The 25,283-nt window shown below is 62.7% G+C and carries 24 protein-coding genes; 7 read left to right on the forward strand and 17 right to left on the reverse strand.

Translation table 11 applies throughout. The features are described from left to right. Positions 1–5 precede the first annotated feature (5 nt). The 7 genes from L1P09_RS16410 to L1P09_RS16440 form a co-directional block, all read right to left on the reverse strand. Positions 6–800 carry a DUF4892 domain-containing protein gene (locus L1P09_RS16410; protein ID WP_047149932.1) on the reverse strand — a complete coding sequence of 265 codons (795 nt, stop codon included), beginning with the start codon at positions 798–800 and terminating at the stop codon, positions 6–8. Between the two features lie 108 nt (positions 801–908). Beyond that, on the reverse strand, positions 909–1,763 hold the full coding sequence (locus tag L1P09_RS16415) for an alpha/beta hydrolase (RefSeq protein WP_235767894.1): 855 nt from the start codon (positions 1,761–1,763) through the stop codon (positions 909–911). Then, a complete protein-coding gene (locus L1P09_RS16420) occupies positions 1,760–2,548 on the reverse strand; it encodes an alpha/beta fold hydrolase (RefSeq protein WP_235767895.1) in 789 nt (262 codons plus the stop codon). Before L1P09_RS16420 ends, L1P09_RS16415 begins: the two co-directional genes overlap by 4 nt. A gap of 71 nt (positions 2,549–2,619) precedes the next feature. Continuing rightward, positions 2,620–3,027 carry a hypothetical protein gene (locus tag L1P09_RS16425; protein WP_390898600.1) on the reverse strand — a complete coding sequence of 136 codons (408 nt, stop codon included), beginning with the start codon at positions 3,025–3,027 and terminating at the stop codon, positions 2,620–2,622. Between the two features lie 117 nt (positions 3,028–3,144). Continuing rightward, positions 3,145–3,603: a phosphohistidine phosphatase SixA gene (sixA, locus tag L1P09_RS16430; RefSeq protein WP_054904245.1), complete on the reverse strand. Its 459-nt coding sequence runs from the start codon at positions 3,601–3,603 to the stop codon at positions 3,145–3,147. Next, positions 3,600–3,947 carry a DUF4389 domain-containing protein gene (locus L1P09_RS16435; RefSeq protein WP_029887739.1) on the reverse strand — a complete coding sequence of 116 codons (348 nt, stop codon included), beginning with the start codon at positions 3,945–3,947 and terminating at the stop codon, positions 3,600–3,602. Before L1P09_RS16435 ends, sixA begins: the two co-directional genes overlap by 4 nt. Positions 3,948–3,971: 24 nt before the next feature. Then, a complete protein-coding gene (locus L1P09_RS16440) occupies positions 3,972–4,997 on the reverse strand; it encodes an NAD(P)H-dependent glycerol-3-phosphate dehydrogenase (protein WP_009683173.1) in 1,026 nt (341 codons plus the stop codon). A gap of 157 nt (positions 4,998–5,154) precedes the next feature. Here L1P09_RS16440 and L1P09_RS16445 point away from each other — a divergent pair, with 157 nt between their 5' ends. The 5 genes from L1P09_RS16445 (at position 5,155) to fabB (ending at position 12,082) form a co-directional block, all read left to right on the forward strand. Then, a complete protein-coding gene (locus L1P09_RS16445; protein WP_232892591.1) occupies positions 5,155–7,302 on the forward strand; it encodes a TonB-dependent receptor plug domain-containing protein in 2,148 nt (715 codons plus the stop codon). Next, positions 7,302–8,192, forward strand: coding sequence for an ABC transporter substrate-binding protein (locus L1P09_RS16450; protein WP_009683175.1), 891 nt, complete (start codon positions 7,302–7,304; stop codon positions 8,190–8,192). The genes L1P09_RS16445 and L1P09_RS16450 overlap by 1 nt, the downstream gene beginning before the upstream one ends. Continuing rightward, positions 8,189–10,126 carry an ATP-binding protein gene (locus tag L1P09_RS16455; RefSeq protein ID WP_235767896.1) on the forward strand — a complete coding sequence of 646 codons (1,938 nt, stop codon included), beginning with the start codon at positions 8,189–8,191 and terminating at the stop codon, positions 10,124–10,126. The genes L1P09_RS16450 and L1P09_RS16455 overlap by 4 nt, the downstream gene beginning before the upstream one ends. Positions 10,127–10,334: 208 nt before the next feature. After that, complete coding sequence (gene fabA / locus L1P09_RS16460) at positions 10,335–10,850, forward strand: 3-hydroxyacyl-[acyl-carrier-protein] dehydratase FabA (protein WP_008089108.1); 516 nt, start codon at positions 10,335–10,337, stop codon at positions 10,848–10,850. A gap of 11 nt (positions 10,851–10,861) precedes the next feature. After that, on the forward strand, positions 10,862–12,082 hold the full coding sequence (gene fabB, locus L1P09_RS16465) for a beta-ketoacyl-ACP synthase I (protein WP_029887743.1): 1,221 nt from the start codon (positions 10,862–10,864) through the stop codon (positions 12,080–12,082). Positions 12,083–12,578: 496 nt separating this feature from the next. Here the strand turns inward: fabB and L1P09_RS16470 are convergent, their stop codons facing one another. After that, positions 12,579–13,583, reverse strand: coding sequence for an amidohydrolase family protein (locus L1P09_RS16470; protein WP_047149581.1), 1,005 nt, complete (start codon positions 13,581–13,583; stop codon positions 12,579–12,581). Positions 13,584–13,700: 117 nt separating this feature from the next. On the opposite strand from L1P09_RS16470, the gene L1P09_RS16475 reads away from it, so the two are divergent. Further along, a complete protein-coding gene (locus tag L1P09_RS16475) occupies positions 13,701–14,564 on the forward strand; it encodes a pirin family protein (RefSeq protein WP_235767897.1) in 864 nt (287 codons plus the stop codon). A gap of 105 nt (positions 14,565–14,669) precedes the next feature. Here L1P09_RS16475 and L1P09_RS16480 read toward each other — a convergent pair whose 3' ends face one another. The 4 genes from L1P09_RS16480 to L1P09_RS16495 all read right to left on the reverse strand — a co-directional run bounded on the left by L1P09_RS16480 (position 14,670) and on the right by L1P09_RS16495 (position 18,388). Beyond that, positions 14,670–15,395, reverse strand: coding sequence for a dienelactone hydrolase family protein (locus tag L1P09_RS16480; protein ID WP_054904884.1), 726 nt, complete (start codon positions 15,393–15,395; stop codon positions 14,670–14,672). A 63-nt stretch (positions 15,396–15,458) separates the two neighbouring features. Next, the gene (htpG, locus tag L1P09_RS16485; RefSeq protein ID WP_029887686.1) at positions 15,459–17,363 is read right to left on the reverse strand and encodes a molecular chaperone HtpG; all 1,905 of its coding nucleotides are present in this window, start codon (positions 17,361–17,363) and stop codon (positions 15,459–15,461) included. Between the two features lie 69 nt (positions 17,364–17,432). Continuing rightward, the gene (locus L1P09_RS16490; protein ID WP_054904883.1) at positions 17,433–17,915 is read right to left on the reverse strand and encodes a PaaI family thioesterase; all 483 of its coding nucleotides are present in this window, start codon (positions 17,913–17,915) and stop codon (positions 17,433–17,435) included. Continuing rightward, complete coding sequence (locus tag L1P09_RS16495) at positions 17,912–18,388, reverse strand: PaaI family thioesterase (protein ID WP_054904882.1); 477 nt, start codon at positions 18,386–18,388, stop codon at positions 17,912–17,914. The genes L1P09_RS16490 and L1P09_RS16495 overlap by 4 nt, the downstream gene beginning before the upstream one ends. Before the next feature lie 152 nt (positions 18,389–18,540). Here L1P09_RS16495 and L1P09_RS16500 point away from each other — a divergent pair, with 152 nt between their 5' ends. After that, on the forward strand, positions 18,541–18,804 hold the full coding sequence (locus L1P09_RS16500) for a hypothetical protein (RefSeq protein ID WP_009684700.1): 264 nt from the start codon (positions 18,541–18,543) through the stop codon (positions 18,802–18,804). Between the two features lie 65 nt (positions 18,805–18,869). Here the strand turns inward: L1P09_RS16500 and L1P09_RS16505 are convergent, their stop codons facing one another. From L1P09_RS16505 to lpdA, 5 genes are all read right to left on the reverse strand, one after another. After that, a complete protein-coding gene (locus L1P09_RS16505) occupies positions 18,870–19,619 on the reverse strand; it encodes a DUF599 domain-containing protein (protein ID WP_054904881.1) in 750 nt (249 codons plus the stop codon). Between the two features lie 217 nt (positions 19,620–19,836). Next, positions 19,837–21,150 carry a branched-chain amino acid transport system II carrier protein gene (gene brnQ, locus L1P09_RS16510; RefSeq protein WP_029887683.1) on the reverse strand — a complete coding sequence of 438 codons (1,314 nt, stop codon included), beginning with the start codon at positions 21,148–21,150 and terminating at the stop codon, positions 19,837–19,839. Positions 21,151–21,571: 421 nt separating this feature from the next. Then, complete coding sequence (gene sucD, locus L1P09_RS16515) at positions 21,572–22,456, reverse strand: succinate--CoA ligase subunit alpha (protein ID WP_003254203.1); 885 nt, start codon at positions 22,454–22,456, stop codon at positions 21,572–21,574. Next, entirely contained in the window at positions 22,456–23,622 is a 1,167-nt protein-coding gene (gene sucC, locus L1P09_RS16520) for an ADP-forming succinate--CoA ligase subunit beta (protein ID WP_003254205.1), read from the reverse strand. Before sucC ends, sucD begins: the two co-directional genes overlap by 1 nt. A gap of 172 nt (positions 23,623–23,794) precedes the next feature. Further along, positions 23,795–25,231 (reverse strand): dihydrolipoyl dehydrogenase, encoded by a 1,437-nt coding sequence (gene lpdA / locus L1P09_RS16525; RefSeq protein WP_009684703.1) that lies wholly within the window; start codon positions 25,229–25,231, stop codon positions 23,795–23,797. Between the last annotated feature and the right edge of the window lie 52 nt (positions 25,232–25,283).

A 25,283-nucleotide genomic window follows, 5' to 3' on the forward strand; every position in this document is an offset into this window, starting at 1 on the left:
CCCGCTCAACGAATCAGTTCAAGGTGCAAGCCAGTGGTAGGCGCAGTGCCCACTTCAAGGCGACCGTTGCGCACCCCGGCCTTGATCAGCGCCTCGCGCCAGGCTTCGGCCTGAACGCCGCTGAGGCTGGCACGCAGGGTACTGTCGAGGTTCAGGCTGCGTGCCAGCAGGTTGGCCCAGGCAGGCTGGGGTGCCGCTAGGTCCGGGTAGTCGAGCTTGCCGGTATCGCGCATTTCACGCAGCACCGTGGCCGCCGTGGGCAGCAAGTCGCCCAACGGGCTGTCGGCGACGAACTCTTCCACATGCAAATACGCACGGCGGTTGCCGCGGGTAACGCTGTACAACGCAACCAGGGTGTCGGCCTGTTCTGCCGAACGGCGCAGCAGGATGAACGCCTGTTGTTCGTCCCCCCCGTTGAGGCGGGCATTGGCAAACACCTCGTTGGCCCACAGGCTGGCCTCGCCGCAATCGCGGCCCTGGCACCAGAACAGCGGGTAACCACCGTCGCGCTGCAGCGCCTCGCGGGCGCTGGTGAAGGCTTCGCGGGCGGTGCGTTCGACCGGCAGCTCGTAGGTGACCGAGCTGACCTGGCCACGGCTTTCGACCTTGTCGTCAACCCGCAGGCGGCCGCTGATCTTGCGCAATGGGCCCAGCGGGTAGACGCGCTCCTGCTCCACGGCCGGGCGCTGGTCGACCACGTTGGCGTCTGCAGGCACCGGCAGGCTGCCAGCCCACAGCAGCGGGCTGGCCAATGCCAGGCAGGCAGCTGCAACGGTGCGGATGGACAGGGGCGCGCTCATCGGCGACCCAGGCGGCGCCGTGCGCCGAGGTGAAGCTCCAGGTTGTCTGGCAATTGCATGGTTGTCTCCCTTTCAACCCGCCAAGCCTCGACACTTGTCCGGTGCAAGTCAAGCAAAGCCAAAGAAGCGATTGAAACACTCTGCGACAAGGGCCGCGCCCTGCTCATCGTTCAAGTGCAGGTGGTGGCCACCCGGCAGTGTCATTTGCTCAAAGGGTAGCTGCTCCAGCAATGCGGTATGGCGCACCAGCATCCCGTCGGCGGCAATCACCAGTTGCGCCGGGCAATTCACCCGGCGCACGTAGGCCATGGCCTGGGCGTCGCTCAGGCGCAACGGCGAAGGCAGGGTCAGGCGGCTGTCGCTGCGCCAGCTGTAGCCCCCGGGCACCGGCATCAGCCCGCGCTGCGCCAGCAGTTCGGCCGCTTCCCGGCTTACCGCGACCATGCCCTTCATGCGCGCCTGCACACCTTGCTCGAGGGTGGTGTACACCGATTTGCGCTTGCCATCCAGGCGCAGCTGCGCCAGCAACGCCATGCCCAGGCGCTCACCGGCATCCTGCTCGGCGCCGGTGGGTGGGATAACGCCGTCGATCAAGGCCAGGTGGCTGACCCGCTCCGGCAACGCACCGGCCACTTGCACCGCAATGATGGCGCCGAGCGAATGGCCCAGCAGGGCGAAACGCTGCCAGCCCAGTTGCTCGGCCACCCGCAGTACATCGTGGGCGTAGTCGGCCAGGGCATAGCTGGCCCCTGGCGGGCGGTGCTCCGAATAGCCATGCCCGGCCAGGTCCAGGGCAACGATGCGCAAGCCGCGCAACAGCGGCGCCAGGCGGGCGAAGCTGTTGGCGTTGTCCAGCCAGCCATGCAGGGCGATCACCGGCAGACCGTCCACAGGCCCGAACAGATGCGCGGCCAGTTCGATGTGGCCCAAGCTCAGGCGAACTTCCCCGACCTGCGCGCTCATGCCTGGCCCCAGCGGTCGAACAGGCCCTTGAGCAGGCTGGCGGTATCGGCAGGCCGCTCCAACGGGAACATATGCCCCCCTGGCACACTGTGATACTCCCCTTGCGGCATGCCACGCACCGCCAGGGCATGGTGGCGCCGGATGACCTTGCTGCGGTCACCGCGCACCATGGCCAGCGGCACCTGCAACTGTCGCGCCGAGGCGGGGCTGGTATGCGGGATACTGCGGTAGATGCTGATCTCGGTGGCCGGGTCGAAGCGCAGTTGCAGGCCCTGCTCCATCGCCTGCAGGCCATGCTCTAAGTAAGCGTCCAGGCAGTCGGGGTCGAACTGGCGAAACAGGGACTTGCCGGCGAAGTACTCACGGGCACTGTCGCGGTCCGTGAAAAGCTGACGGCGCCCCAAGGTGCGCCCGGCCGGGGTGATGCGGTCGATGAAGCCGAAGCGCTTGGCGGTGCGCAGCAACCATTGGTCTGCACGGGTCAGCACAGGCGAGTCGAGCATGACCACCCCACGGTAGTACTCGGGGCAGAGCAACGCCGCGTGCAGGTGCAAAACCCCACCCAGCGAATGGCCTACGCCCCACACCGGCTGCTCCTGCTGCGCCAGGTGGTGCAGCAATTCATCGACCAGGCTCTGCCAATTGTCATCCACCGGAAAGCGCGGGTCATGGCCGTGCTGAGTCAGGTGTTGGACCTGATAGTCCGGCGCCAACGCGGCGAACAGCTTGCCGTAGGTGGCCGAGGGAAAACCGTTGGCATGGGCGAAAAAGATCTGCTGCGACATGGCGCCTGATCCGGACGGGAATGATGGCCCATTGTCGGCATGGCGAGCCGGTTCGGCAATGCCCGGAAAGGTCATCGGCGGCGGCTATCAGGCCATGAAGCGTGGTCGAAACTCTCCAGTGAACGGCGAAGGCAGGCCTGCATGTAGGCCAGTTGGCTCTGCAGCGCCTCACGGGCCAGGCGCTGGTCCTGGTAATCCAGCTGCAGCCGGCGCAGGGCCAGGCAGCTGGACTGCAGCAGATGGGATACCCGCAGGCAGGCATCCTGCAGGGTCTGCAGGTCGTGCTCGCTCTGTGGCCGGGCGATCGGCCCCGGCACCGTATAACCCTCGACCTTGCGCATCAGCTGGTAGAACTTGGCGTCGGCAGCCTCGCGCAGCAGGCTGTACTGGGCGAAGTCCAGCGAAACGCCTTGGTCAACCTGGTCCATGGTGGGTTGCAGGTCCAGGGAGCACAGCAGCTCCCACATCGCACCGCTCATGCATCGCTCCCTGACTGCTGGTTTTCGGGCAACGCTATCAAGCAGTCGACGCGAGGGACAACTGGCAAAAATGTCAGTTGCCATCTCGGTGTATTGGGGCCCCAGGCCCCCGCAAGCTCACGCAGGGGCGTTGAGCGCCTTCAGGGTCATCAGCCCGGCCAGGGGCCATTCCCCTTCCAGCTCGGCCAGGCTGGCCGTGCTCATGGCCGCTGGCTGTTGCAGGTGGCCATGTTGCAACAGCCCGACCAGGTTGCCCACCAGCGGCTGATGGCTGACCAGCAGCACATGCTCCAGCCCCAGCCGCTCGATTGCGCCGATGACCTGCTGCACATCGGCCTCTGGTGTGAGCCAAGGCACGGTGCGCAGTGGCTCGGCAAACCCCAGGGTCTCGTGCACCAGCGCCGCAGTCTGCTGGGCCCGCACATAAGGGCTGGCGATGATCGCCTGCAATGGCTGCCCCAGCAGATGGGCAGCGCTGCGCACCACCTGCTCGCGACCATGCGCAGTCAGGCGCCGTTCGGCATCGCTGTTGGCCCGCAGTTCGGCCTCACCGTGGCGCAGTACCCACAGTTTCACAGCTTGGGCTCCTCGTCCCGCACAGGGTGCGGGGCCGGGGCTACGGCGTGCGGCGCCTCGCCTTCCGGCGCACGCGCTGCTGGCCAATCGGCGAACGGCCAGGGTTTCTGGTCGGTATGGAAGGTGCCGAAACGGCCGATCTGCGCCAGGTACTGGCTCAGGCTGTCGCCGAAATTCATCAGGCTGGCGCTGGGTGCGCCATACACCAGGCGGTAGACCAGTTGCACCAGCACCAGGCCGCCCAACAGCAATTCAGCCAGTTGCCAAACCACCAGGAACACCAGCATCCACAGCACCCGCAGGATGATCGACTCGCGTTGGGCGCGCTCCGGGGTATCGTTCATGTACCGCTCCTTGCTCTGTTCGGCTCAGTTGAAGCCGCTGATGGAAATGAAATCGACGTCGGTCTTGGGCTCGGCACGCATCAGGTGCTCGATGACCTGGTTCAGCGTGCGGCCCTCGAACAGAATGGCATGCAGGCCCGCCACCAGCGGCATGTACACCTGCACCTCCTGGGCCTTGGCCTTGAGCACCTTGAGCGTGTTGACGCCTTCGGCCACTTCGCCCAGGCGGGTAACGGCCTCCTCCAGGCTCTGGCCCTGCCCCAGTGCGAAACCCACCTGGTAGTTGCGGCTTTTGGGGGACGAACAGGTGACGATCAGGTCACCGACCCCGGCCAGGCCCAGGAAGGTCATGGGGTTGGCGCCCAGGCTGACGGCAAAGCGGGTCATTTCGGCCAGGGCACGGGTAATCAGCATGCTCTTGGTGTTTTCGCCCATGCCCAAGGCCACGGCCATGCCGGCGATGATCGCATAAACGTTCTTCAGCGCCCCGCCCAGCTCCACGCCAAATCGGTCAGCACTGGCATAAACGCGGAAGGTACGCCCGTGCAACACCGTTTGCACCTGCTGGCACAGCGCTTCGTGTTCGCTGGCCACTACCGTGGCAGTCAACGCGTGCTCGGCAATTTCGCGGGCCAGGTTGGGCCCGGACAACACGCCGATGCGTGCCTGGGGGGCGATCTCTTCGAGGATCTGGCTCATCAGCTTGAAGCTCTGCGCCTCGATGCCCTTGGTCAGGCTGACCAGGCCCTTGCCGCGCAACAGCTCGGCATGCGGCGCCAGCACGCTGCGCAATGCGCTGGATGGCAGGGCCACAAACACCAGCTCGCTGGCTTGCAAGGTGGCCAGCAGGTCATTGACCGGTTCCACCCCGTCGTGCAGGCGAATGCCCTTGAGGTAGCGCGGGTTTTCACGATTGACACGCATGGCCTCGGCCTGGGCCGGGTCGCGCATCCATTGGCGCACCGGCACACCGTTTTCCGCCAGCAGGTTCGCCACGGCGGTGCCGAAGCTGCCGCCGCCCAGAACTGCAACAGGTTGCTGTTCAGTCATATTCAATCCGTTAAAGCCATAAAGTAAGTGGCGACCGGCGCATTATAAAGCCAAGCTGCAAGCTTCGAGCTACCGGCAGCGAGAAAAGCCTGGCGCGGCATGCCTGCAGCCAGAAGCTTGAGGCGGGTCACTGGCAATTGCGCCAAGGTCGGTTACCATGCCTGTTTCCATCCTGAGACAAGGCTGCTCTGTGTTCCCTGGCACGCCCCCTTTCCCGCGTCTGCTCATATTGACCGCCCTGCTCGGTAGCCCGGCCGTGGCCGAGGATCTGTTCATCGACAACACCGACCTGCCCCAGGTTCTGACCGCCACGCGCCTGAAACAGTCGCCGGCAGCGGTACCGGGCAGCATGACCGTCATCGACAGCGAACTGATCCGCGCCAGCGGTGCCCGTGACATCCCCGAGCTGCTGCGCCTGGTACCGGGCATGATGATCGGCTACGGCGCCGGCAACCAGCCCACGGTCAACTACCATGGCAGCAACGCCAGCGACGCGCGGCGCATGCAGGTGCTGATCGATGGCCGCTCGGTGTACCGCGCCGGCCTGGCCACGGTGGACTGGAGCGACATTCCCCTGGCCATGGAGGATATCGAGCGTATCGAGGTGTTCCGTGGCCCGAACACGGTCAGCTATGGCGCCAACGCGCTGATGGCCGTGGTCAACATCCTGACCCGCAACCCGGCCGACAGCCATGGCACGCGGATGAAACTGACCCGCGGCCAGGATGGCATCAACGACTATTACCTCAGCCACGGCTTCGGCTGGGAGGGCGGCGACATGCGCCTGTCGGTATCGGGCCAGCGCGACGACGGCTTCGACGAGAACCAGTTCGGCCAGGACTACCGCGACAGCCGCCGTTTGAACCGCTTCAACCTCAGCGCCAGTCACACCCTGGCCAACGACCAGACCCTGGAATGGCAACTTGCGGCCAAAGAAGGCAGCAATCAACGGCCCTACACCTACCAGCCGGTTTTCCAGCAGTACGAAGCCGGCAACAATGCCGACGTCAACGCCAAGGACTACGCCGGCTCGCTGCGCTGGACCAAGGAATTCAGCGCTGAACACAGCCTTTATGTTCAGGGCTCGGCGCAACATTTTGACCGCCAGCAAGTGTGGCGCGCCTGTGATGCGGTGCAGTCGTTCAGCCCCGAGCTGACCCAGCTCTGGCAACTGAACCCGAACTTTGCCGAAAGCGTGGCGCGCGGCATTGCCACAGGTGCCCCCCTGGCCACGAACGACCCGGCCCTGCAAGGGCTTTTGCAGAAAGTGCAGGAGCAATGGCAGAACGGCGGCAAGCAACAGGTATGCGGCGATGTTGACCAGAGTACCCGCGAAACCCGCTACGACCTGGAAATCCAGGACACCCTGAGCCTGACAGACAGCCTGCGCCTGCTCAGCGGCATGAACTACCGCTATGACCGGGCCGATTCGCAGACCTACTTCAACGGCAGCGTCGACGACCAGACCTGGCGCCTGTTCGGGCAACTGGAATGGCGCGCCGACGAGCACTGGATCCTGCAGGGCGGCGCCATGTTCGAGGACTCGCAGCTGTCCGGCAGCTCGCTGACCCCGCGTGTGGCGATCAACTACCTGATCACCCCGCGCCATGGCCTGCGTGCGGTGTATTCCGAGGCCGTGCGCTCGCCCGACATGTTCGAGAACAACGTCAACTGGAGCTACACGGTCAAGAACCTCACGCCCAATGCATTCGGCCTGCAAAACGGCGAATACTTCGTCAAGACCCGCGGCCCCGGCGACCTCGAGCAAGAGCGCATGCGCTCGCGCGAACTGGGCTACAACGGCTATTTCAGCGACATCGACCTGAGCATGGACGTGAAGCTGTTCTACGACGAGATCACCGGCATGATCAGCGAGCCGCTGCGCAACAACCAGTACATCGCCAGCAACGCCAACAAGGCCCGCTTCAGCGGCAGCGAGGCACAACTGGACTGGCGCCCTACCCTGCGCGACCGCCTGCGCCTGACCTACGCCTATGTCGATGCCTGGGCCAGCAACCCCGACGATCGCCGCCTCAGCGCCCGCAACAGCGGTTCGGCCGGGTGGATGCGCGACTGGGGTGCAGGTTGGTCGAGCGCGCTGTTCTACTACGGCGACGATGCTCTCAACGCGTACCGCTACGAGCGCCTGGACCTGCGCCTGGCCAAGCGTTTCCGGGTATATGGCAGCAACCTGGAGCTGGCGGCGTTGTGGCAACAGCGCCTGGACGATGAGCCGACCACGGCAGTCCAGAACCGCTACGACAGCCGCCACCGCCTGAGCGTCAGCGCGGAGCTGGAGTTCTGATGAGCCTGCTGTTGCGCCTGCTGGTACTGTGCCTGTGGCCGCTGGGCCCATTGTCGGCCAGCGAGATCCTGCTGATCGGCGCCGAGGACCAGCCCGGCATCCGCAGCTTCGTGGCGGCGCTGGAAAACCGCAGGCCGCACGACCATGTGCACTTCCAGACCACCGCCGACTTGCCATCACCAGGCAAACTCAAGGCCGACCAGCGCCTGATCCTGCTCGACAACCCTGCCCTCGATTGGCGCCTGAGCGAAACCGCCGGGCCACCGGCCTTGGTCATGCGCGTCAGCCGCGTTCAGGCTGAGCAGCGCCTGGGAAAGTCGCGCCCGGCGTTTCTCACCTTCCTGTGGAATGACGCGCCACCGGCCCGTCAGTTGCGCCTGGCGCGTTACTTGCTGCCCCAGGCACGGCGTATCGGCGTGCTGTACGGCCAGCACAGTGGGTTTCTGCTCGAGGAACTGCGCCATGCGGCACGGCCGCTGGGCCTGGAAATCGTAGCCCAGGACTGGTCCGACCCACGCGACAACCGGCCATTGCAGCACCTGCTGGGCAACAGCGATGTCCTGCTGGGGCTGGACGACCCTGACCTGTACAACTCCAAGACGGCAAAGAACCTGCTGCTGAGCAGCTATGGCCGGCAGATGGCGCTGATCGGCCCCAACGCCGGTTTTGTCCGCGCCGGCGCACTGGCCAGCACCTACAGCGACCAGGATGACTGGCTGGCGGAACTCGACCAATTGCTCGACCAGCCCCCGGCGCGCTGGCCGCGCAGCCTCTACCCCAAGCGCTACAGCGTCAGCGGCAACCAGCAAGTGGCCCGGGCCCTGGGCCTTGAACCGATCGATCCGAACGCCGCCGCCCAGGTACTGGCCGAAGGAGAACCCACCCCATGAGCAGCAAACGCCTGAGTTGGGACATTCACACCCGCACCCAGATCATCAGCCTTGGCCCCGCGCTGCTGCTGACCTTGCTGCTGATCAGCTTCTTTACCTTCGTTCGTATCCAGGACCTGCGCCAGGAACTCAACCACACCGGGCAATTGATCGCCAACCAGCTGGCACCCGCGTCGGAGTACGGGGTGATTTCCGGTAACAACGAAGTGCTCGAGGGGCTCATGCGGGCCACCCTCAGCATCCCGCACGTCCGCTTCCTGGAGGTACAGGATAGCCGCAACCACATCCTGGTCTACGTGGAGCAGTCCGACGAAAGCGCCAACCGCGCGCAGCAGGTCGAAGTGTTCCAGGCGCCCATCCGCCTGCAGCAGATACGCCTGGACAACGATTTTCTGCAACAGGGCAAAGCCAACACCCCGGCCATCGGGGACGACTACCTGGGCCGGGTGATCGTCGGCATGTCCGATGACGCGTTCAGCCAGCGCCAGCAGGAAATCGTGATCAAGGCGGGCATCCTCGCGCTGTTCGCCCTGCTGTTCACCTTCTTGCTGGCTCGCCGCCTGGCCCTGAGCCTGGCCAAGCCGATCAGCGACATGGGCCACGCGGTCAAGGCCATCCAGCAAGGCAAGTACAACACGCCCTTGCCGGTGGTAGACGACAGCGAGTTGGGCCACCTGGCGCGCCACATCAACAACCTGGCCAGCGCCCTGGAGCAGGCCAGCGCTGAACAGCAACAAACCATTGCCGAGCTGATCCAGGCCCGCGAAGAGGCTGAACAGGCCAACCGTGCCAAGTCCGATTTCCTGGCGATGATGAGCCACGAGCTGCGCACCCCGATGAACGGCGTGATGGGCATGCTGCAATTGCTGGAAACCACCCCGCTCAGCAACGAACAGGCCGATTACACCGCCGTGGCCAGCGAGTCCACCGGGCACCTGCTGAAAGTCATCAACGATATTCTGGACTTCTCGCGCATCGAACGCGCCGCGCTGCAACTTGAACACATCGACTTCAACCTCGGCGAGCTGATCACCAGCAGCGTCCAGTCCTTCCAGCACAGCGCCCAGCAACGCGGCCTTGGGCTGCACCTGCAACTGCCGGCCGACATCGGCCAGTTGCAGGTGAACGGCGACCCTACGCGCATCCGCCAGATCCTGCTGAACCTGGTGGGCAACGCGCTGAAGTTCACCGAACGCGGCCAGGTGCAGGTCGAGGCCCGCTGGCAAGTGGTCGATCGGCAGTTGATCTGGCTGACCTGCAGCGTGCGTGATACCGGCATCGGTATCGACAGCGACCGCCTGGAAATGATGTTCGTCGCGTTCCAGCAAGCGGACAGCTCGATTTCCCGCCGCTATGGCGGCACCGGGCTGGGGTTGTCGATCGCCCGCACCCTGGCCGAGCGCATGGGTGGCAAGCTGCGCGGTGAGAGCCATGTGGGCCAGGGTTCAACGTTCACCCTGGAGATGCCGTTGGCCCTGGCCAGCCAGGCGCCAGCGCCACTGCCGCACCCACTACTCGACCCGCCAGCGGCCGCTGCAGAGCAGAAAAAGGTGCTGTTGGTCGAGGATAATGCGGTCAACCAGAGTGTCATAGAAGCCATGCTGCGCAGCCTTGGGCTGGCGGTGTGCACCGCTGCAGACGGCCTCGAGGCGGTCGACCTGGTGGGCCGCCAGCGCTTTGCCGCGGTGCTGATGGACTGCCGGTTGCCGCACATGGACGGCTATGAAGCCACCCGCCGCATTCGCCAACTGGACAACGGCACAGGCCTGCCGATCATCGCCCTGACCGCCAACGCGCTCGACGGCGACCGCGAGCGATGCATGACCGCAGGCATGGATGACTACCTGAGCAAACCCTTGCGCCGCAGCGAACTGCAGCGCGTGCTGCAACGCTGGTTACCCGGCCAGACAACCGCGACTGGCGATAAATGCTAAAGTGCGGCAGTCTTAAACACTGGACAGGACCTTCATCGGCCCTGAAAATAGACGTTTCAGTGCACACCTGTACTTCTTTCACCAGGTGCACTGTGACTTTCACCACAACGCAATAGTCTACCTGTAGGCTACCGCCCCGAAGCCGTTGGTTATTCGGGTCGGTCGGGAAGATTCATCCCCTGCCACAGGGGGTTATTGAGGAGCTCGCATGACCAAACAACACGCCTTTACTCGGGAAGACCTGCTGCGCTGCAGTCGCGGTGAGCTGTTCGGCCCAGGTAATGCGCAACTGCCCGCGCCGAACATGCTGATGGTCGATCGCATCACCCACATCAGCGAAGAAGGCGGCAAGTACGGCAAAGGTGAGTTGGTCGCCGAGCTGGATATCACCCCGGACCTGTGGTTCTTCGCCTGCCATTTCGAAGGCGACCCGGTCATGCCGGGCTGCCTGGGCCTCGACGCCATGTGGCAGCTGGTCGGTTTCTTCCTCGGCTGGCAGGGCCTGCCAGGCCGCGGCCGCGCCCTGGGTTCGGGCGAAGTGAAGTTCTTCGGCCAGGTTTTGCCTACCGCCAAGAAAGTCACCTACAACATCCACATCAAACGCGTCCTGAAGGGCAAGCTGAACATGGCCATCGCCGATGGCTCGGTCAGCGTTGACGGCCGCGAGATCTACACCGCCGAAGGCCTGCGGGTCGGCGTGTTCACCTCCACTGACAATTTCTAAGGGTTATTCGCATGCGCCGCGTCGTTATCACTGGTCTGGGCATCGTTTCGTGCCTGGGCAATGACAAAGCTACCGTCACCGAAAACCTGCGCAACAGCCGTCCGGGTATCCGTTACAACCCGGAATACAAGGAAATGGGGCTGCGTAGCCAGGTTTCCGGGTCCATCGACCTCAACCTCGAAGAATTGATCGACCGCAAGGTCTACCGCTTCGTGGGCCACGCGGCTGCCTACGCCTACCTGGCCATGCAGGACGCGATCAAGGATTCCGGCCTGACCGAAGAGCAGGTGTCCAACCCGCGTACCGGCCTGGTGGCTGGCTCCGGCGGCGCCTCGACCCTGAACCAGATGGAAGCGCTGGACACCCTGCGCGAGAAAGGCGTCAAGCGTGTCGGCCCTTACCGCGTTACGCGCACCATGGGCAGCACCGTTTCGGCGTGCCTGGCTACGCCGTTCAAGATCAAGGGCATCAACTACTCGATCTCGTCGGCCTGCGCCACTTCGGCTCACTGCATCGGTACCGCCCTGGAGCAGATCCAGTGGGGCAAGCAGGACATCGTCTTTGCCGGCGGCGGTGAAGAAGAGCACTGGAGCCAGTCGTTCCTGTTCGATGCCATGGGCGCCCTGTCGACCAAGCGCAACGAAACCCCGGAACTGGCCTCGCGCGCCTACGACGCAGACCGTGATGGCTTCGTCATCGCTGGCGGCGGCGGCATGGTGGTGGTCGAGGAGCTGGAACATGCCCTGGCCCGTGGCGCCAAGATCTACGCCGAAATCGTCGGCTACGGTGCGACCTCCGACGGTTACGACATGGTTGCCCCGAGTGGCGAAGGCGCTATCCGCTGCATGCAGCAGGCGCTGTCTACCGTCGACACCCCGATCGATTACCTGAACACCCACGGCACCTCGACCCCGGTCGGTGACGTTGCCGAGATGAAAGGCGTTCGCGAGGTATTCAAGGACAAGGCGCCGAAGATCAGCTCGACCAAGAGCCTGTCGGGCCACTCGCTGGGCGCCGCGGGCGTGCACGAGGCGATCTACTGCCTGCTGATGATGGAAAACAACTTCATCGCCGGCTCTGCCAACATCGACGAGCTGGACCCGGAAGTGGCCGACCTGCCGATCCTGCGCAAAACCGAGGAAAACGCCAAGATCGACACGGTCATGAGCAACAGCTTCGGCTTCGGCGGCACCAACGCCACGCTGGTGCTCAAGCGCTGGGAAGGCAAGTAAGGCGCCCTGGCAGTAATCAGAAACGCCCCGACTGGTTCGGGGCGTTTTCTTTTGTGTGGCCTGTACTGGCCCTGTCGCAGGCAAGCCCACAGGATCAGCACAGGGCCTGAGTGCTGCGCTGTACCTGTGGGAGAATGGTTTCTGGCACGGGTAGCCGCAGCATCTTCAGCGCCTGTGAGATTGAGCGCCGCCCGCGCGGCGCATCGCGAGCTGCGCTCGCTCCTACGTTTGTTTCGGGCCAGTAGCCCCTGTGCCAGATGCGCGCGGCCGCCTTGTTCGTACGACGCGATTTTGAGGCATGCGCCAAGGCGTTCGCGCGCAAATCCCACAGGAATCATTGGCCCGAAACAAACGTAGGAGCGAGCGCAGCTCGCGATGCGCCGCGCGGGCGGCGCTCGCTCTAACAGGCGCTGCATACCTTGTGGCAAACACCTGTCAGCCCTGATGCGATCCCTGTGAGCTGGCTTGCCTGCGATAGGTCAGTACTGGTAAACCCTTACTTCTGCCTGGGCAACACAGCCAGGAAGTTCTCCTTGGCTACCTTGTTCGCCACCCCCTCCGGCAACGCATCCAGAAACGGCTTGAACCCGTGCATCTGCTCGCCCAGGCTGCCAAACTGCCCCACCACATCCGACCCCAGCATGAACCGCTCCGGGTACTTCTCGACCAACGCCAGCCATTCCTTGCGCGGCACACCCTTGTCATCCAGCAGATACGGCTGCAGCACACTCCACGACAGATCGACATACAGGTTCGGGTAATCCTCAAGCAACCGCGTCAGCACGGGCAGTAAAAAGTCCATCTGCGTCTGATGCCGGTGTATTTCCATGCTGCTGCCAGCATGGGCCCAGATGAACCGGGTGTGCGGGTGATTGCGTAGCGGCTCTTCGATTTCTGCCAGGTACAGCGGGTTGCGCTCGCGCTTGGAGGTGATGTTGGAGTGCAGCAGCACTGGCAGGTCGCGCTCAGCGGCCAGGTGATAGATCCGGGTCATGGCTTCGTTGTTGGCGCGCGGCGTTTCGCCACTGGTCAACGCAGTCAGGTCATCATGGCGGGTAAACACCTCCCCGATGCCCTGCCATAGCCCCGGGTACAGATCGAGCATACGCTCGATATGGCTGACGGCGTTCTTGTCCACCGGGTTGAACCCGCTCAGGAACGGGTGGAAGCGTTTACGCTGCTGCGGTGGCAACTGCTGGAGCGCGGCCGCCACATAGGTGTCGGTGGCGCTGTACCAGTAAGCATCGGCATCATCACCGGCGTAGTAACGCGGGCGCTTGGGCTCGTCTTCGTGCCACTTCTTGGCCACCGGAATGCCGGAAATCATCGACTGGTCAACGCCTGCCGCATCCATCGCCTTGAGCAATGCCGGCATCCCCTCGCTTTCCTGGAAGAAATCCACATAGTGCAGGTGGGCGTCACTGTAGCGGTAGTCACGCGCCTGTACCGCTTGGCACAAGCAAGCGGACAGTAACGCGCAGGCCAGCGCTTTGGCATTCATGGGCAGCTCCCTTCTCCTGGTATCAGACAAGGTAGACCGGCCGGTGCAGAAGACGGTTCAGGCCCAGCAGGCAAACCGTTATGCTTGGGCATTGCCCCCTTGCCTGGAGCCATTCTCATGAGCAGCACGCTGATCATTCGCCCCCGTGCAGAGTCGGTCGAGGGCCAGCCGATTCTGCGCCCGCTGCCAGCGGCGCAGTGCCGCAGTGTCGGCCCGTTCGTATTCTTCGATCACATGCTGAAAACCGTCTACGCCCCCGGGCGCGGCATGGACATCCGCCAACACCCGCACATCGGCCTTTCAACCCTGACTTACCTGTTCGAAGGGGCAATTCAGCACAAGGACAGCCTGGGCTCGGACCAGTTGGTGCTGCCCGGCGACGTCAGCTGGATGACGGCCGGTCGCGGCGTGGCGCACGTCGAGCGCACCCCTGCTGACGCCTTGGCCAAAGGGTCAAGCCTGCACGGCTTGCAGGTTTGGCTGGCCTCGCCACGTGAGCATGAACAAGGCGCGCCCAGCTACAGCCATCATCCTGCGGCCAGCCTGCCGGTTAGCGACAGCCTGGGGGTGCGCATCTGCATGATTGCCGGCACCGGGTTCTGCCTGGCGTCACCGGTGCCGGTGCTGTCCCCTACCCTCTATGCGCAGGTGCAGATGCAAACGGCGGCTACCTTGCAGGTGCCGAACGAGCACGTGGAGCGGGCGCTGTACCTGTTGGAGGGCGAACTGCAGATGAACGGCGAGGATGTGGCGCCGTGCAGCCTGGTGGTGCTGCCGGAGGGCGAAGAGGTGACGCTGTGTGCGCAAGGTGAATGCCAGCTGGTACTGATTGGCGGCGCGCCGCTGGATGGGCCGCGGCGGATGAACTGGAACTTTGTCGCCGGTGACCCGGCGCTGATCGAGCAGGCGAGGGCCAGATGGGCTGCGGGGGATTGGCCGGTCGTGCCGGGGGAGAGCTCGAGGATCGAGTTGCCTCGCTGATTGGGGTCGCTTTGCGCCCCTTCGCGGGCTTGCCCGCTCCCACAGGGTGAGAGTCGTGGGAGCGGGCAAGCCCGCGAAGGGCTGCACAGCAGCCCCACTATGCGATCAGCGCTGGAACACTTCAGTCAGCAGGTTATGCATCGAACGGAACGCCCGCTCCGAGGTGCGCCGGTCATACTGCATCTTGCCCGGCACATTGGCGCCAGGGTCGGTGAACGAATGCACGGCCCCGCCATAGCTGAGCAACTGCCAGTCGACCTTGGCCGCATTCATCTCGTCTTCGAATGCCGGCAGCTGCTCTTTCGGCACCAATGGGTCGGATGCACCGTGCAGCACCAGCACCGAGCCCTTGATGCGCTTGGCATCCTCGGGGTTCGGCGTGTCCAATGTGCCGTGGAACGACACTGCCGCACGCAAGTCGGCGCCGCTGCGCGCCAGCTCCAGCGCACAGCAACCCCCGAAGCAGAAACCGAAGGTGGCAACTTTGCCAGGCTCCAGCAGCGCCTTGGACTGCCCCAGCAACTGGGCCAGGGCCTCCTGCATGCGCTTGCGAAGTTCGCCGCGGTCGTTCTTGAGCGGCATCATCGCTGCGCTGGCTTCGTCCGCATTGGACGGGCGCACCGACTGCCCATACAGGTCGGCGAGTAACACCACATAGCCTTTTTCGGCCACTTCCTTGGCGATGCGTTCGGCACCTTCGCCAATCCCCATCCAGTTCGGTGCCATGACCAGGCCCGGGCGCCCCAGCGCCCCGGGCTCGTAGACCAGGCGGCTTTCGTAGGTTCGGCCGGACAGGTGATACACCAGCGATTCGACGATTACTTTGCTCATCAGGCACTCCATTGGCACTCGTCATAAAAAAGCCCGCCGAAGCGGGCTTTCCTCTGCATCAACTCAAGCAGACAGCTCGACCAGCAGCTTGTTCAGGCGACGAACGTACGCTGCCGGGTCTTTCAGGCTGTCCCCGGCCGCCAGGGCCGCCTGATCGAAGAGGATATGCGACAGCTCGGCGAAACGGTCTTCGCTCTGCTCGTTGTCCAGCTTGTCGATCAGCGGGTGGCTTGGGTTGAACTCGAAGATCGGCTTGGACTCCGGCACTTTCTGCCCACTGGCCTCGAGGATCTGGCGCATCTGCAGGCCAAGGTCCTGCTCACCAATGGCCAGGATCGCCGGGGAGTCGGTCAGGCGGTGCGACACGCGGACTTCGGCCACACTGTCACCCAATGCACCTTTCAGGCGCTCGACCAGGCCTTCCTTGTCCTTGGCGACTTCTTCCTGGGCTTTCTTGTCCTCTTCGGAGTCCAGCTTGCCCAGGTCCAGGTCGCCGCGGGCGACGTCGACGAAGGCCTTGCCGTCGAATTCGTTGAGGTAGCTCATCAGCCACTCGTCGATGCGGTCGGTCAGCAGCAACACTTCGATGCCTTTCTTGCGGAAGACTTCCAGGTGCGGGCTGTTCTTGACCTGCGCATAGGACTCACCGGTGAGGTAGTAGATCTTGTCCTGGCCTTCCTTGGCGCGCGCCAGGTAGTCGGCCAGGGCAACGCTCTGCTCGCCGCTGTCGTCGTGAGTGGAGGCAAAACGCAGCAGGCTGGCGATCTTCTCTTTGTTGGCGAAGTCTTCGGCCGGGCCTTCCTTCAGCACCTGGCCGAAGTTTTTCCAGAAGCCCTTGTACTGCTCAGGCTCGTTCTTCGCCAACTTCTCCAGCATGTCCAGCACGCGTTTGGTCAGCGCGGTCTTCATCGAGTCGATGATCGGGTCTTTCTGCAGGATTTCACGCGACACGTTCAGCGACAGGTCGTTGGAGTCGACCACACCTTTGATGAAGCGCAGGTACAGCGGCAGGAACGACTCGGCCTGGTCCATGATGAACACGCGCTGTACATACAGCTTCAGGCCGCGTGGCGCTTCGCGCTGGTACAAGTCGAACGGCGCGCGGGCCGGCACATACAGCAGCGAGTTGTATTCAAGCTTGCCTTCGACCTTGTTGTGGCTCCAGGCCAGCGGGTTCTCGAAGTCGTGGCCGATGTGCTTGTAGAACTCCTGGTATTCCTCGTCCTTCACGTCGCTGCGCGAACGGGTCCACAGGGCGCTGGCACGGTTGACGGTTTCCCACTCTTCGGCCGGCTGCTCTTCACCTTCGGCAGCCGCCTGCTCTTTCGGCAACTGGATAGGCAAGGCGATATGGTCGGAGTACTTCTTGACCACGTTGCGCAGGCGCCAGCCATCGGCGAACTCCTGCTCGTCCTTCTTCAGGTGCAGGACGATGCGGGTGCCGCGCTGGGGCTTGTCGACAGTGGCGACTTCGAACTCACCCTCGCCACGGGACGACCAATGTACGCCTTCGGCAGCCGGCTGGCCGGCGCGACGGCTGTACACGTCAACCTTGTCGGCAACGATGAACGCGGAATAGAAGCCCACGCCGAACTGGCCGATCAGGTGCGAGTCCTTCTTCTGGTCACCGGTGAGGTTCTTCATGAAGTCGGCAGTGCCGGACTTGGCGATGGTGCCCAGGTGGGTGATGACGTCTTCGCGGCTCATGCCGATACCGTTGTCCTCGAGGGTCACGGTACCCGCCTCCTTGTCGAAGCTCAGGCGAATCTTCAGGTCGGCGTCGCCTTCCAGCAACTCTGGTTTGGCCAGCGCCTCGAAGCGCAGCTTGTCGGCGGCGTCGGAGGCGTTGGAGATCAGTTCACGCAGGAAGATCTCCTTGTTCGAATACAAGGAATGGATCATGAGGTGCAGCAGTTGCTTTACCTCGGTCTGGAAGCCAAGCGTTTCTTTTTGAGTCTCCACACTCATGGTCTTCAAAACTCCGATCTGATTGCAATGGCGCCTGGCGGGCGGTACAGCCTGCGTTAACGGCGGATGTCATGCAGATGGGGGCTGCCCGGATGATTTCAAGGGCTTTTGCGGTTCGATCTTGAAATGCGCGCGGGCCGTGGCAATCGGCGACTGGCGGTCGCTCTGCCAGGCGGTAATGGCCACATTGGTCACCCGTCGCCCCTGGCGCCACAATTGGCACTGCGCGTAGGTATCGCGCAACAGCCCGGCGCGCAGGTAGTCGATGGAGAAATCGATGATCTTCGGAATGCTGGCGCTGTCGCTATAGATCAGCAGGTACAGCGCTGCAGAGAGCTCCATGAAGCCGGCAATCACCCCGCCATGGATAGCGGGCAAGAGCGGGTTGCCGACAGTGTCCGGATTGGCTGGCAGGCGGAACAGCAGGTCATCCCCCTCGCGCTCGCATTCGATGCCGATCAACCCGGCGTAGGGAATCAATGCCAGCAAGGGGCGATAGTCACCTTGCGCGTGTGCTGCATTGAGTTGCTGGCGAATGGCCGGCGGAATCATGACCCGCCCTCCTTCAGGCTGCTGCCAAAGCGGATGCCGCCCTTGACCTGCGTGCCCAACCGCATGAACGTACCCACCACTTGGCAGATCGGCCGCTCGGGGTCGTCCTGGTAGGCGCTGCCACGGGTGAAGATCACGTCGCGGGTCACCCGGTAACACTGGGCATGCCCATGGATGTCCTTGCCCGGTACCGACGGGTGCATGTAGTCGATGCGCAGATCCAGGGTCGGGCATACCTCGAAGTGCGGCAGTACGCATAGCGTGGCCATGCCGCAGGTGGTGTCCATCAGCGTTGTCAGCGCCCCACCGTGTACGGCACCGGTTTGCGGGTTGCCGACAATGGCCGGCGACCAGGGCAGGACCAGCGTCATGCCAGTTTCATCAGCCTGGGCCACACGCATCTGCAACAACTGGCAGTGTTTCAATGCCGAAAGAAAACGCTCGGCCATGGACATCAAGGTCGCATCACTCATAGGCTGTTACCACGTCCCTTCCAAACGGCATAGGTGGGTTCAAAAGTCCATGTAGAACGGGGCGTTATATATCTGAAACCTTCGTTGAACTTATTCCAAGTGGCTGCACTCGAAGGAACAAGTCACTTATCACACCAAGGAGAAACACCCCCATGCGTAAACCATTTGCTTTTGCTCTGATGCTGGCTGCTGCCATGGGCCTGGCTGCTTGCGATAAAGCGAGCGAAGACAAAGCCCAAGATGCGCAGGAACATGCCGAGCAAGCCCAGGAAAAGATGGGCGAAGCTCAGGATAAAATGAACGACGCCGCCAAGGAAAACGCCGAAGCTGCCAAAGATCAGGCTGAAGCCGAGCAAAAGGCTGCCGAAGAAGCCGCCCCGGCTACTCCGGCGCCGGCAGAACCTGCCAAGCAGTAATCAGCCCGATAAAAAAACCCGACGTTGTCGGGTTTTTTTTTGCGTTGAATTAACGGTTAATCGTTTCAGTTCACTGCTACACCACCCTCTTTCAATGGCTCGCTGTTGACACTATCCGTGGGGGTAAAGACCATCACCTCCAGCACATCGGAATGGAACTCCCGACGGTACAAGATCAATACAACGCCCACACTCATGCCCATGAACAACCACGGGCTGATGAACCAGCTCAACATGGCCATGCCGAAGTAATAGGAACGTAAACCAAGGTTGAACTGGTTGGCCGCCAGCGACAACACCCGTGCTGCCCGCGAGGCGAACGCCTTGCGCTCCAGTTCGTTGACCTGCCGTTCGCCAATCATCGGTGCCGAGCCAACCAGTACGGCAGCAAAGTTGTATTGGCGCATGCACCAGCTGAAGGTGAAGAAGGCATACACGAAGACCATGGCCAGGCACAACAACTTGATCTCCGACATGCCCTGTGAAGTCTGCTGCACCAGCGGCAGGTCGGCCAGCAGCGACAGCGCCCTGTCGGAGGCCCCCAGCACGGTGAGGATACCGGCCAGGATGATCAAGGTGCTGGAGGCGAAGAACGACGCGTTGCGCTCCAGGTTGCCGATCACGCTGGCATCGGCAATACGGTTATCGCGCAGCAACATGCGCCGCATCCAGTCTTCACGGTACAGGTGCAGCACGCTGGCCAGGCACGCGGTGTCGCGCCCTTTCCAGATCGCATACCGGGTATAGCCACCCCAGCACAGGGCGAACCAGGCGACGGCCAGCAGGTTGTTGAGGTTGCTTTGGATGAAATTCATGCAGGATTCCCGAAAAGGCCAGGTGCCTGAAGGATAGGGACCGGGTTTCGACGCTGGCAAGCGGCAAAAGGCACACATTCCTGCTGAAATTCGTACTGCCGGTTTGGGGCAGAAAAAAGCCCCGCATCGTTGCCGATACGGGGCTCTGCAGCTTGCACCTTGGGCGGGCACCCTTCGGCTTGTGGCCGGTGCCGCCCCCAAGGCTTGGCCCGACGCGTCAGGCCAGCGCTTCGCGCGGCTTGCCCAGCATGCGGTCGCAGGCGACGGCGCCCATCAGGGTCACCACCGATGGCACCAGCCAGGCCATGCCGGCATCGCTCAACGGCAGGTGCGCCATGAAGTCCGGGAGCATGTGGGCAAGGCTGCTGCCCTTGATCGCATCGACCATCCCGAACACCAGCGACACCAGCATGACCGGCGCCAGGATACGGGTCGGCGAATGCCACAGCTCTTTCACGAAACTCAGGCCGACTACCACGATGCAGGGCGGGTAGATGGCGGTAAGTACCGGGATCGAGAACATGATCAACTTGGTCAGGCCAAGGTTGGAAATCAACAGCGAGAAGCCAGCCAGGATCACCACCAGGGCGCGGTACGACAGCGGCAGGATCTGGCTGAAGTACTCGGCGCATGCGCAGGTCAGGCCCACCGCAGTCACCAGGCAGGCCAGCGCGATCAGCACCGCAAGGAAGCCGCTGCCCAACGAACCGAAGGTGTGCTGTACGTAGGCATGCAGAACGGCCGCGCCATTGGTGGCATCCGCCGCGATATCGTGGCTGGTGGCGCCCAGACGGAACAGGCTGATGTAGACCAGGGCCAGGCCGACACCGGCGATCAGGCCGGCGATGATGGCATAACGGGTAATCAGCTTCGGCGACTCGACACCGCGCGAGCGGATGGCGTTGACGATGACGATACCGAACACCAGGGCCCCCAGGGTATCCATGGTCAGGTAGCCATCGGAGAAGCCTTTGGAGAAGGCCGCTGCCGCATAAGCCGGCTGCGCGTCACCCATGCCCCCTGCCGGCAGGGCAAAGGCGGCAATGCCCAGTACGGCCAGGGCGATGATCTTCAACGGCGCCAGGAAGCGGCCCACGGTATCGAGCAACTTGCCGGGGTACATCGACACGGCCAGCACCACAGCGAAATACACCAGGCTGTAGATGAACAGCGCCAGCGGGCTTTCCCCGGTCAGCGGAGCAACACCCACTTCGAACGAAACGGTCGCCGTACGCGGGGTAGCGAACAGTGGGCCGACCGACAGGTAGCAGACGGCCGCCAGCAAGCCGCCGAAGAATTTGCCGATCGGGCTGCTCAGGGCATCCATGCCACCACCGACCTTGGCCAGGGCGACCACGGTGATGACCGGCAGGCCTACGGCCGTAACCAGGAAGCCCAGCGCCGCCATCCACACATGGGGGCCGGACTGCAGGCCGACGATAGGCGGGAAGATGATGTTGCCTGCACCCACAAAAAGCGCAAACGTCATAAAGCCAAGCGCCAGGATATCCTGGCCTTTGAGAACTTTCATTTTAAGGTAGTACCACACTGCTGAAATCGGGATTCGAGAGGGGATTTCCCTTTGGATGAGGGGAAATGCTGCCCGGCTTGATAGGCCAGACCCGTTTAGCGTGTCGTTCCCTTTTGGGGTACGGGCACAGAGTGAGCGCGTAATGTAACCGTTTTGTCAGTCAAACGCACTGGAACAGTGCTGCTTGTCCGATGTGCGTACATGTTTGTCGTCTGTGCGACCGAAGACAGAGGGAATTATCCTCGGTTTAAACGCCGTGTCTGTGTGAAAATTCCTATCAAACCCATCGAAAAATCTACAGTGCCTGATCTGGCCTCTTCGCGGGCTTGCCCGCGAAGAGTGCGGCACAGGAATACAGAACCCCACAAACGACAAAGGCCACCCGAAGGTGGCCTCTGTGCGCGTGGGGGGTGTAGCGGTATTACTTCTTGGCTTCCCAACCGGTCAGCTCGGCCAGGGCCTTGCCGATGTCGGCCAGGGAACGCACGGTTTTCACACCCGCGTCCTGCAGGGCTGCAAACTTCTCGTCTGCAGTGCCTTTGCCGCCAGAAATGATGGCGCCAGCGTGGCCCATGCGCTTGCCCGCAGGAGCGGTAACACCAGCGATGTAGGAAACGACAGGCTTGGTCACGTGGGCCTTGATGTAGGCCGCTGCTTCTTCTTCAGCCGAACCGCCGATCTCGCCGATCATGACGATCGCTTCGGTCTTCGGGTCTTCCTGGAACAGCTTCAGGATATCGATGAAGTTGGAGCCCGGGATCGGGTCACCACCGATACCGACACAGGTCGACTGGCCGAAGCCGGCGTCGGTGGTCTGCTTCACAGCTTCGTAGGTCAGGGTGCCGGAGCGCGACACGATACCGACCTTGCCTGGCAGGTGGATGTGGCCAGGCATGATGCCGATCTTGCACTCGCCTGGGGTGATGACACCTGGGCAGTTAGGGCCGATCAGGGTCACGCCCAGCTCGTCGCACTTGACCTTGGCATCCAGCATGTCCAGGGTAGGAATGCCTTCGGTGATGCAGACAATCAGCTTGATGCCGCCGAAGGCTGCTTCCAGGATCGAGTCCTTGCAGAAAGGAGCCGGTACGTAGATGACCGAAGCATCAGCGCCGGTAGCTTCCACGGCTTCCTTGACGGTGTTGAACACCGGGAGGCCCAGGTGGGTGGTGCCACCCTTGCCTGGGGTTACGCCGCCGACCATCTTGGTGCCGTAGGCGATGGCCTGTTCGGAGTGGAAAGTACCCTGCGAGCCGGTGAAGCCCTGGCAGATAACTTTGGTGTCTTTATTGATCAGGACGCTCATTACTTGCCCTCCGCAGCTTTGACAACTTGTTGAGCAGCGTCGGTCAGGCTGGTTGCCGCAATGATGTTCAAACCGCTTTCTGCCAGTACTTTAGCGCCCAGTTCGGCGTTGTTGCCCTCAAGGCGAACGACGACCGGAACCTTGACGCCGACTTCTTTCACTGCACCGATGATGCCTTCGGCAATCATGTCGCAGCGAACGATGCCGCCGAAGATGTTGACCAGAACGGCCGCGACATTGCTGTCGGACAGAATGATCTTGAACGCTTCGGTAACGCGCTCTTTGGTAGCACCGCCGCCAACGTCGAGGAAGTTGGCCGGCTTGCCGCCGTGCAGGTTGACGATGTCCATGGTACCCATGGCCAGGCCGGCACCGTTGACCATGCAGCCGATGTTGCCTTCGAGGGCAACGTAGTTCAGTTCGAACTTGGCAGCGTGGGCTTCACGGGCGTCGTCCTGCGACGGGTCGTGGAAGGTTTTCAGCTTGGGCTGACGGTACATGGCGTTGGCGTCGATGTTGATCTTGGCATCGAGGCAGTGCAGGTCGCCATCGGCCTTGATCACCAGCGGGTTCACTTCCAGCAGCGCCAGGTCGTGATCCTTGAACAGCTTGGCCAGGCCTACGAAGATCTTGGCGAACTGTTGAACTTGCTTGCCTTCCAGGCCCAGCTGGAATGCCAGCTCGCGACCCTGGAACGGCTGTGCGCCGACCAGTGGGTCGATGGTGGCCTTGAGGATTTTCTCAGGCGTTTCGTGAGCGACTTTCTCGATGTCCACGCCACCTTCGGTGGAGGCCATGAACACGATGCGGCGGCTCGAACGATCGACTACAGCGCCCAGGTACAGCTCTTTGGCGATGTCAGTGCAGGATTCGACCAGAATCTTGGAGACGGGTTGACCGTTGGCATCGGTCTGGTAGGTAACCAGATTCTTGCCCAACCACTGTGCAGCGAACGCCTTGGCGTCTTCCTTGCTGCGAACCAGCTTGACGCCGCCCGCTTTACCGCGACCACCCGCGTGAACCTGGGCTTTGACTACCCACTCGTTCCCGCCGATCTTGTCGCAGGCTTCTGCAGCTTGCTCAGGGGTATCGACTGCGAAACCCTTGGAAACTGGCAGGCCGTACTCAGCGAACAGCTGCTTACCCTGATACTCGTGAAGATTCATGCTTTTTACCGTCTTCGTTAGGTACTGCGCTTCGGCGCTGCGCCATTACTGGCGCCGCGCCACCTGTGACCGTTGACCCCGGGTTATCCCATGTGATCCGGTCCGGCGGACGTTCCGCGGTGAGTCATGCACGCAAGACTCACGACGGGCTGCCCGCCGTGGTTTCTTATGATTAACGCTTCTTACGGTTGGCCACGTGAATGGCGCCGCCATTCACAGCCAGCGCTGCTTCATGCAGCGCTTCGGACAGGGTTGGATGGCTGAAGACCATCATGCCCAGGTCCTCGGCACTGGTGCCGAATTCCATTGCGATTGCGCCCTGCTGCACCAGTTCGGCAGCCGATGGGCCAATCACGTGTACACCCAGCACGCGGTCGGTCTTGGCGTCGGCGATGACCTTGACGAAACCACCGGTGTCGTTGGCCGCCATCGCACGGCCGCTGGCCGCGAACGGGAAGGTGCCTACGTTAACCTCAACACCCTCGGCCTTCAAGGATTGTTCGGTCTTGCCGACCCACGCGATTTCCGGGTGGGTGTAGATCACCGAAGGGATCAGGTCGTAGTTCATCTGGGCCTTGTGGCCCTTGATGCGCTCAACCACCATGATGCCCTCTTCCGAGGCCTTGTGCGCCAGCATCAGGCCACGCACCACGTCACCGATGGCATAGACGCCCGGCACGCTGGTCGCGCAGTGGTCGTCGACGTAGATGTAGCCACGCTCGTCGATGGTCACGCCGCTGTCGGAAGCCAGCAGGTCGGTGGTCACCGGACGGCGGCCGACCGCAACGATCAGCTTGTCGAAGGTGATCTTCTGCTCGCCTTCGGCGTTGGTGTAGGTGACTTCGACTTCGTCGCCATTGACTTTAGAGCCGGTGACGCGCGCGCCCAGCTTGATGTCCAGGCCTTGTTTGGTCAGGGTTTTCTGGGCTTCTTTCGACACGGCAGTGTCGGCAGCCATCAGGAAGGTGTCCAGGGCTTCCAGCACGGTGACTTCAGCACCCAGGCGAGCCCATACCGAGCCCAGCTCCAGGCCGATGACGCCAGCACCGATCACGCCCAGGCGCTTGGGTACGGCCTGGAATTCCAGGGCGCCGGTGGAGTCGACGATGACGTTCTGGTCGACAGGCGCTGGCGGAATGTCGATCGGACGCGAGCCGGAGGCCAGGATCACGTTCTCGGCTTCGATCACTTCGGTGGTGCCGTCAGCCTTGGTGACTTCGACCTTTTTGCCCGCCAGCAGCTTGCCGTGGCCCTGGATCGAAGTAACACCGTTGGCCTTGAACAGGGTGGCCACGCCACCGGTCAGGTTCTTGACGATGCCAGCCTTGCGGCCAACCATCGCGGCAACGTCCATCTTCACTTCACCGGTGGAGATGCCATGCACGTTGAAGCTTTCTTTGGCTTCCTTGTACTTCCAGGAGCTGTCCAGCAGGGCCTTGGAAGGAATGCAACCGACGTTCAGGCAGGTGCCGCCCAGGGCCAGCTTGCCCTCGGCGTCGGTGTACTTCTCGATACAGGCAGTCTTCAGACCGAGTTGTGCGGCCTTGATGGCAGCGACATAACCGCCAGGACCTGCACCGATTACCACTACGTCGAATTTCTGGGTCATAAAAGATTCCTTTTGAGCTTCAAGCAGCAAGCTGCAAGCTGCGAGACAGGCA

Source organism: Pseudomonas juntendi, assembly GCF_021560075.1.
GTDB lineage: Bacteria > Pseudomonadota > Gammaproteobacteria > Pseudomonadales > Pseudomonadaceae > Aquipseudomonas > Aquipseudomonas juntendi.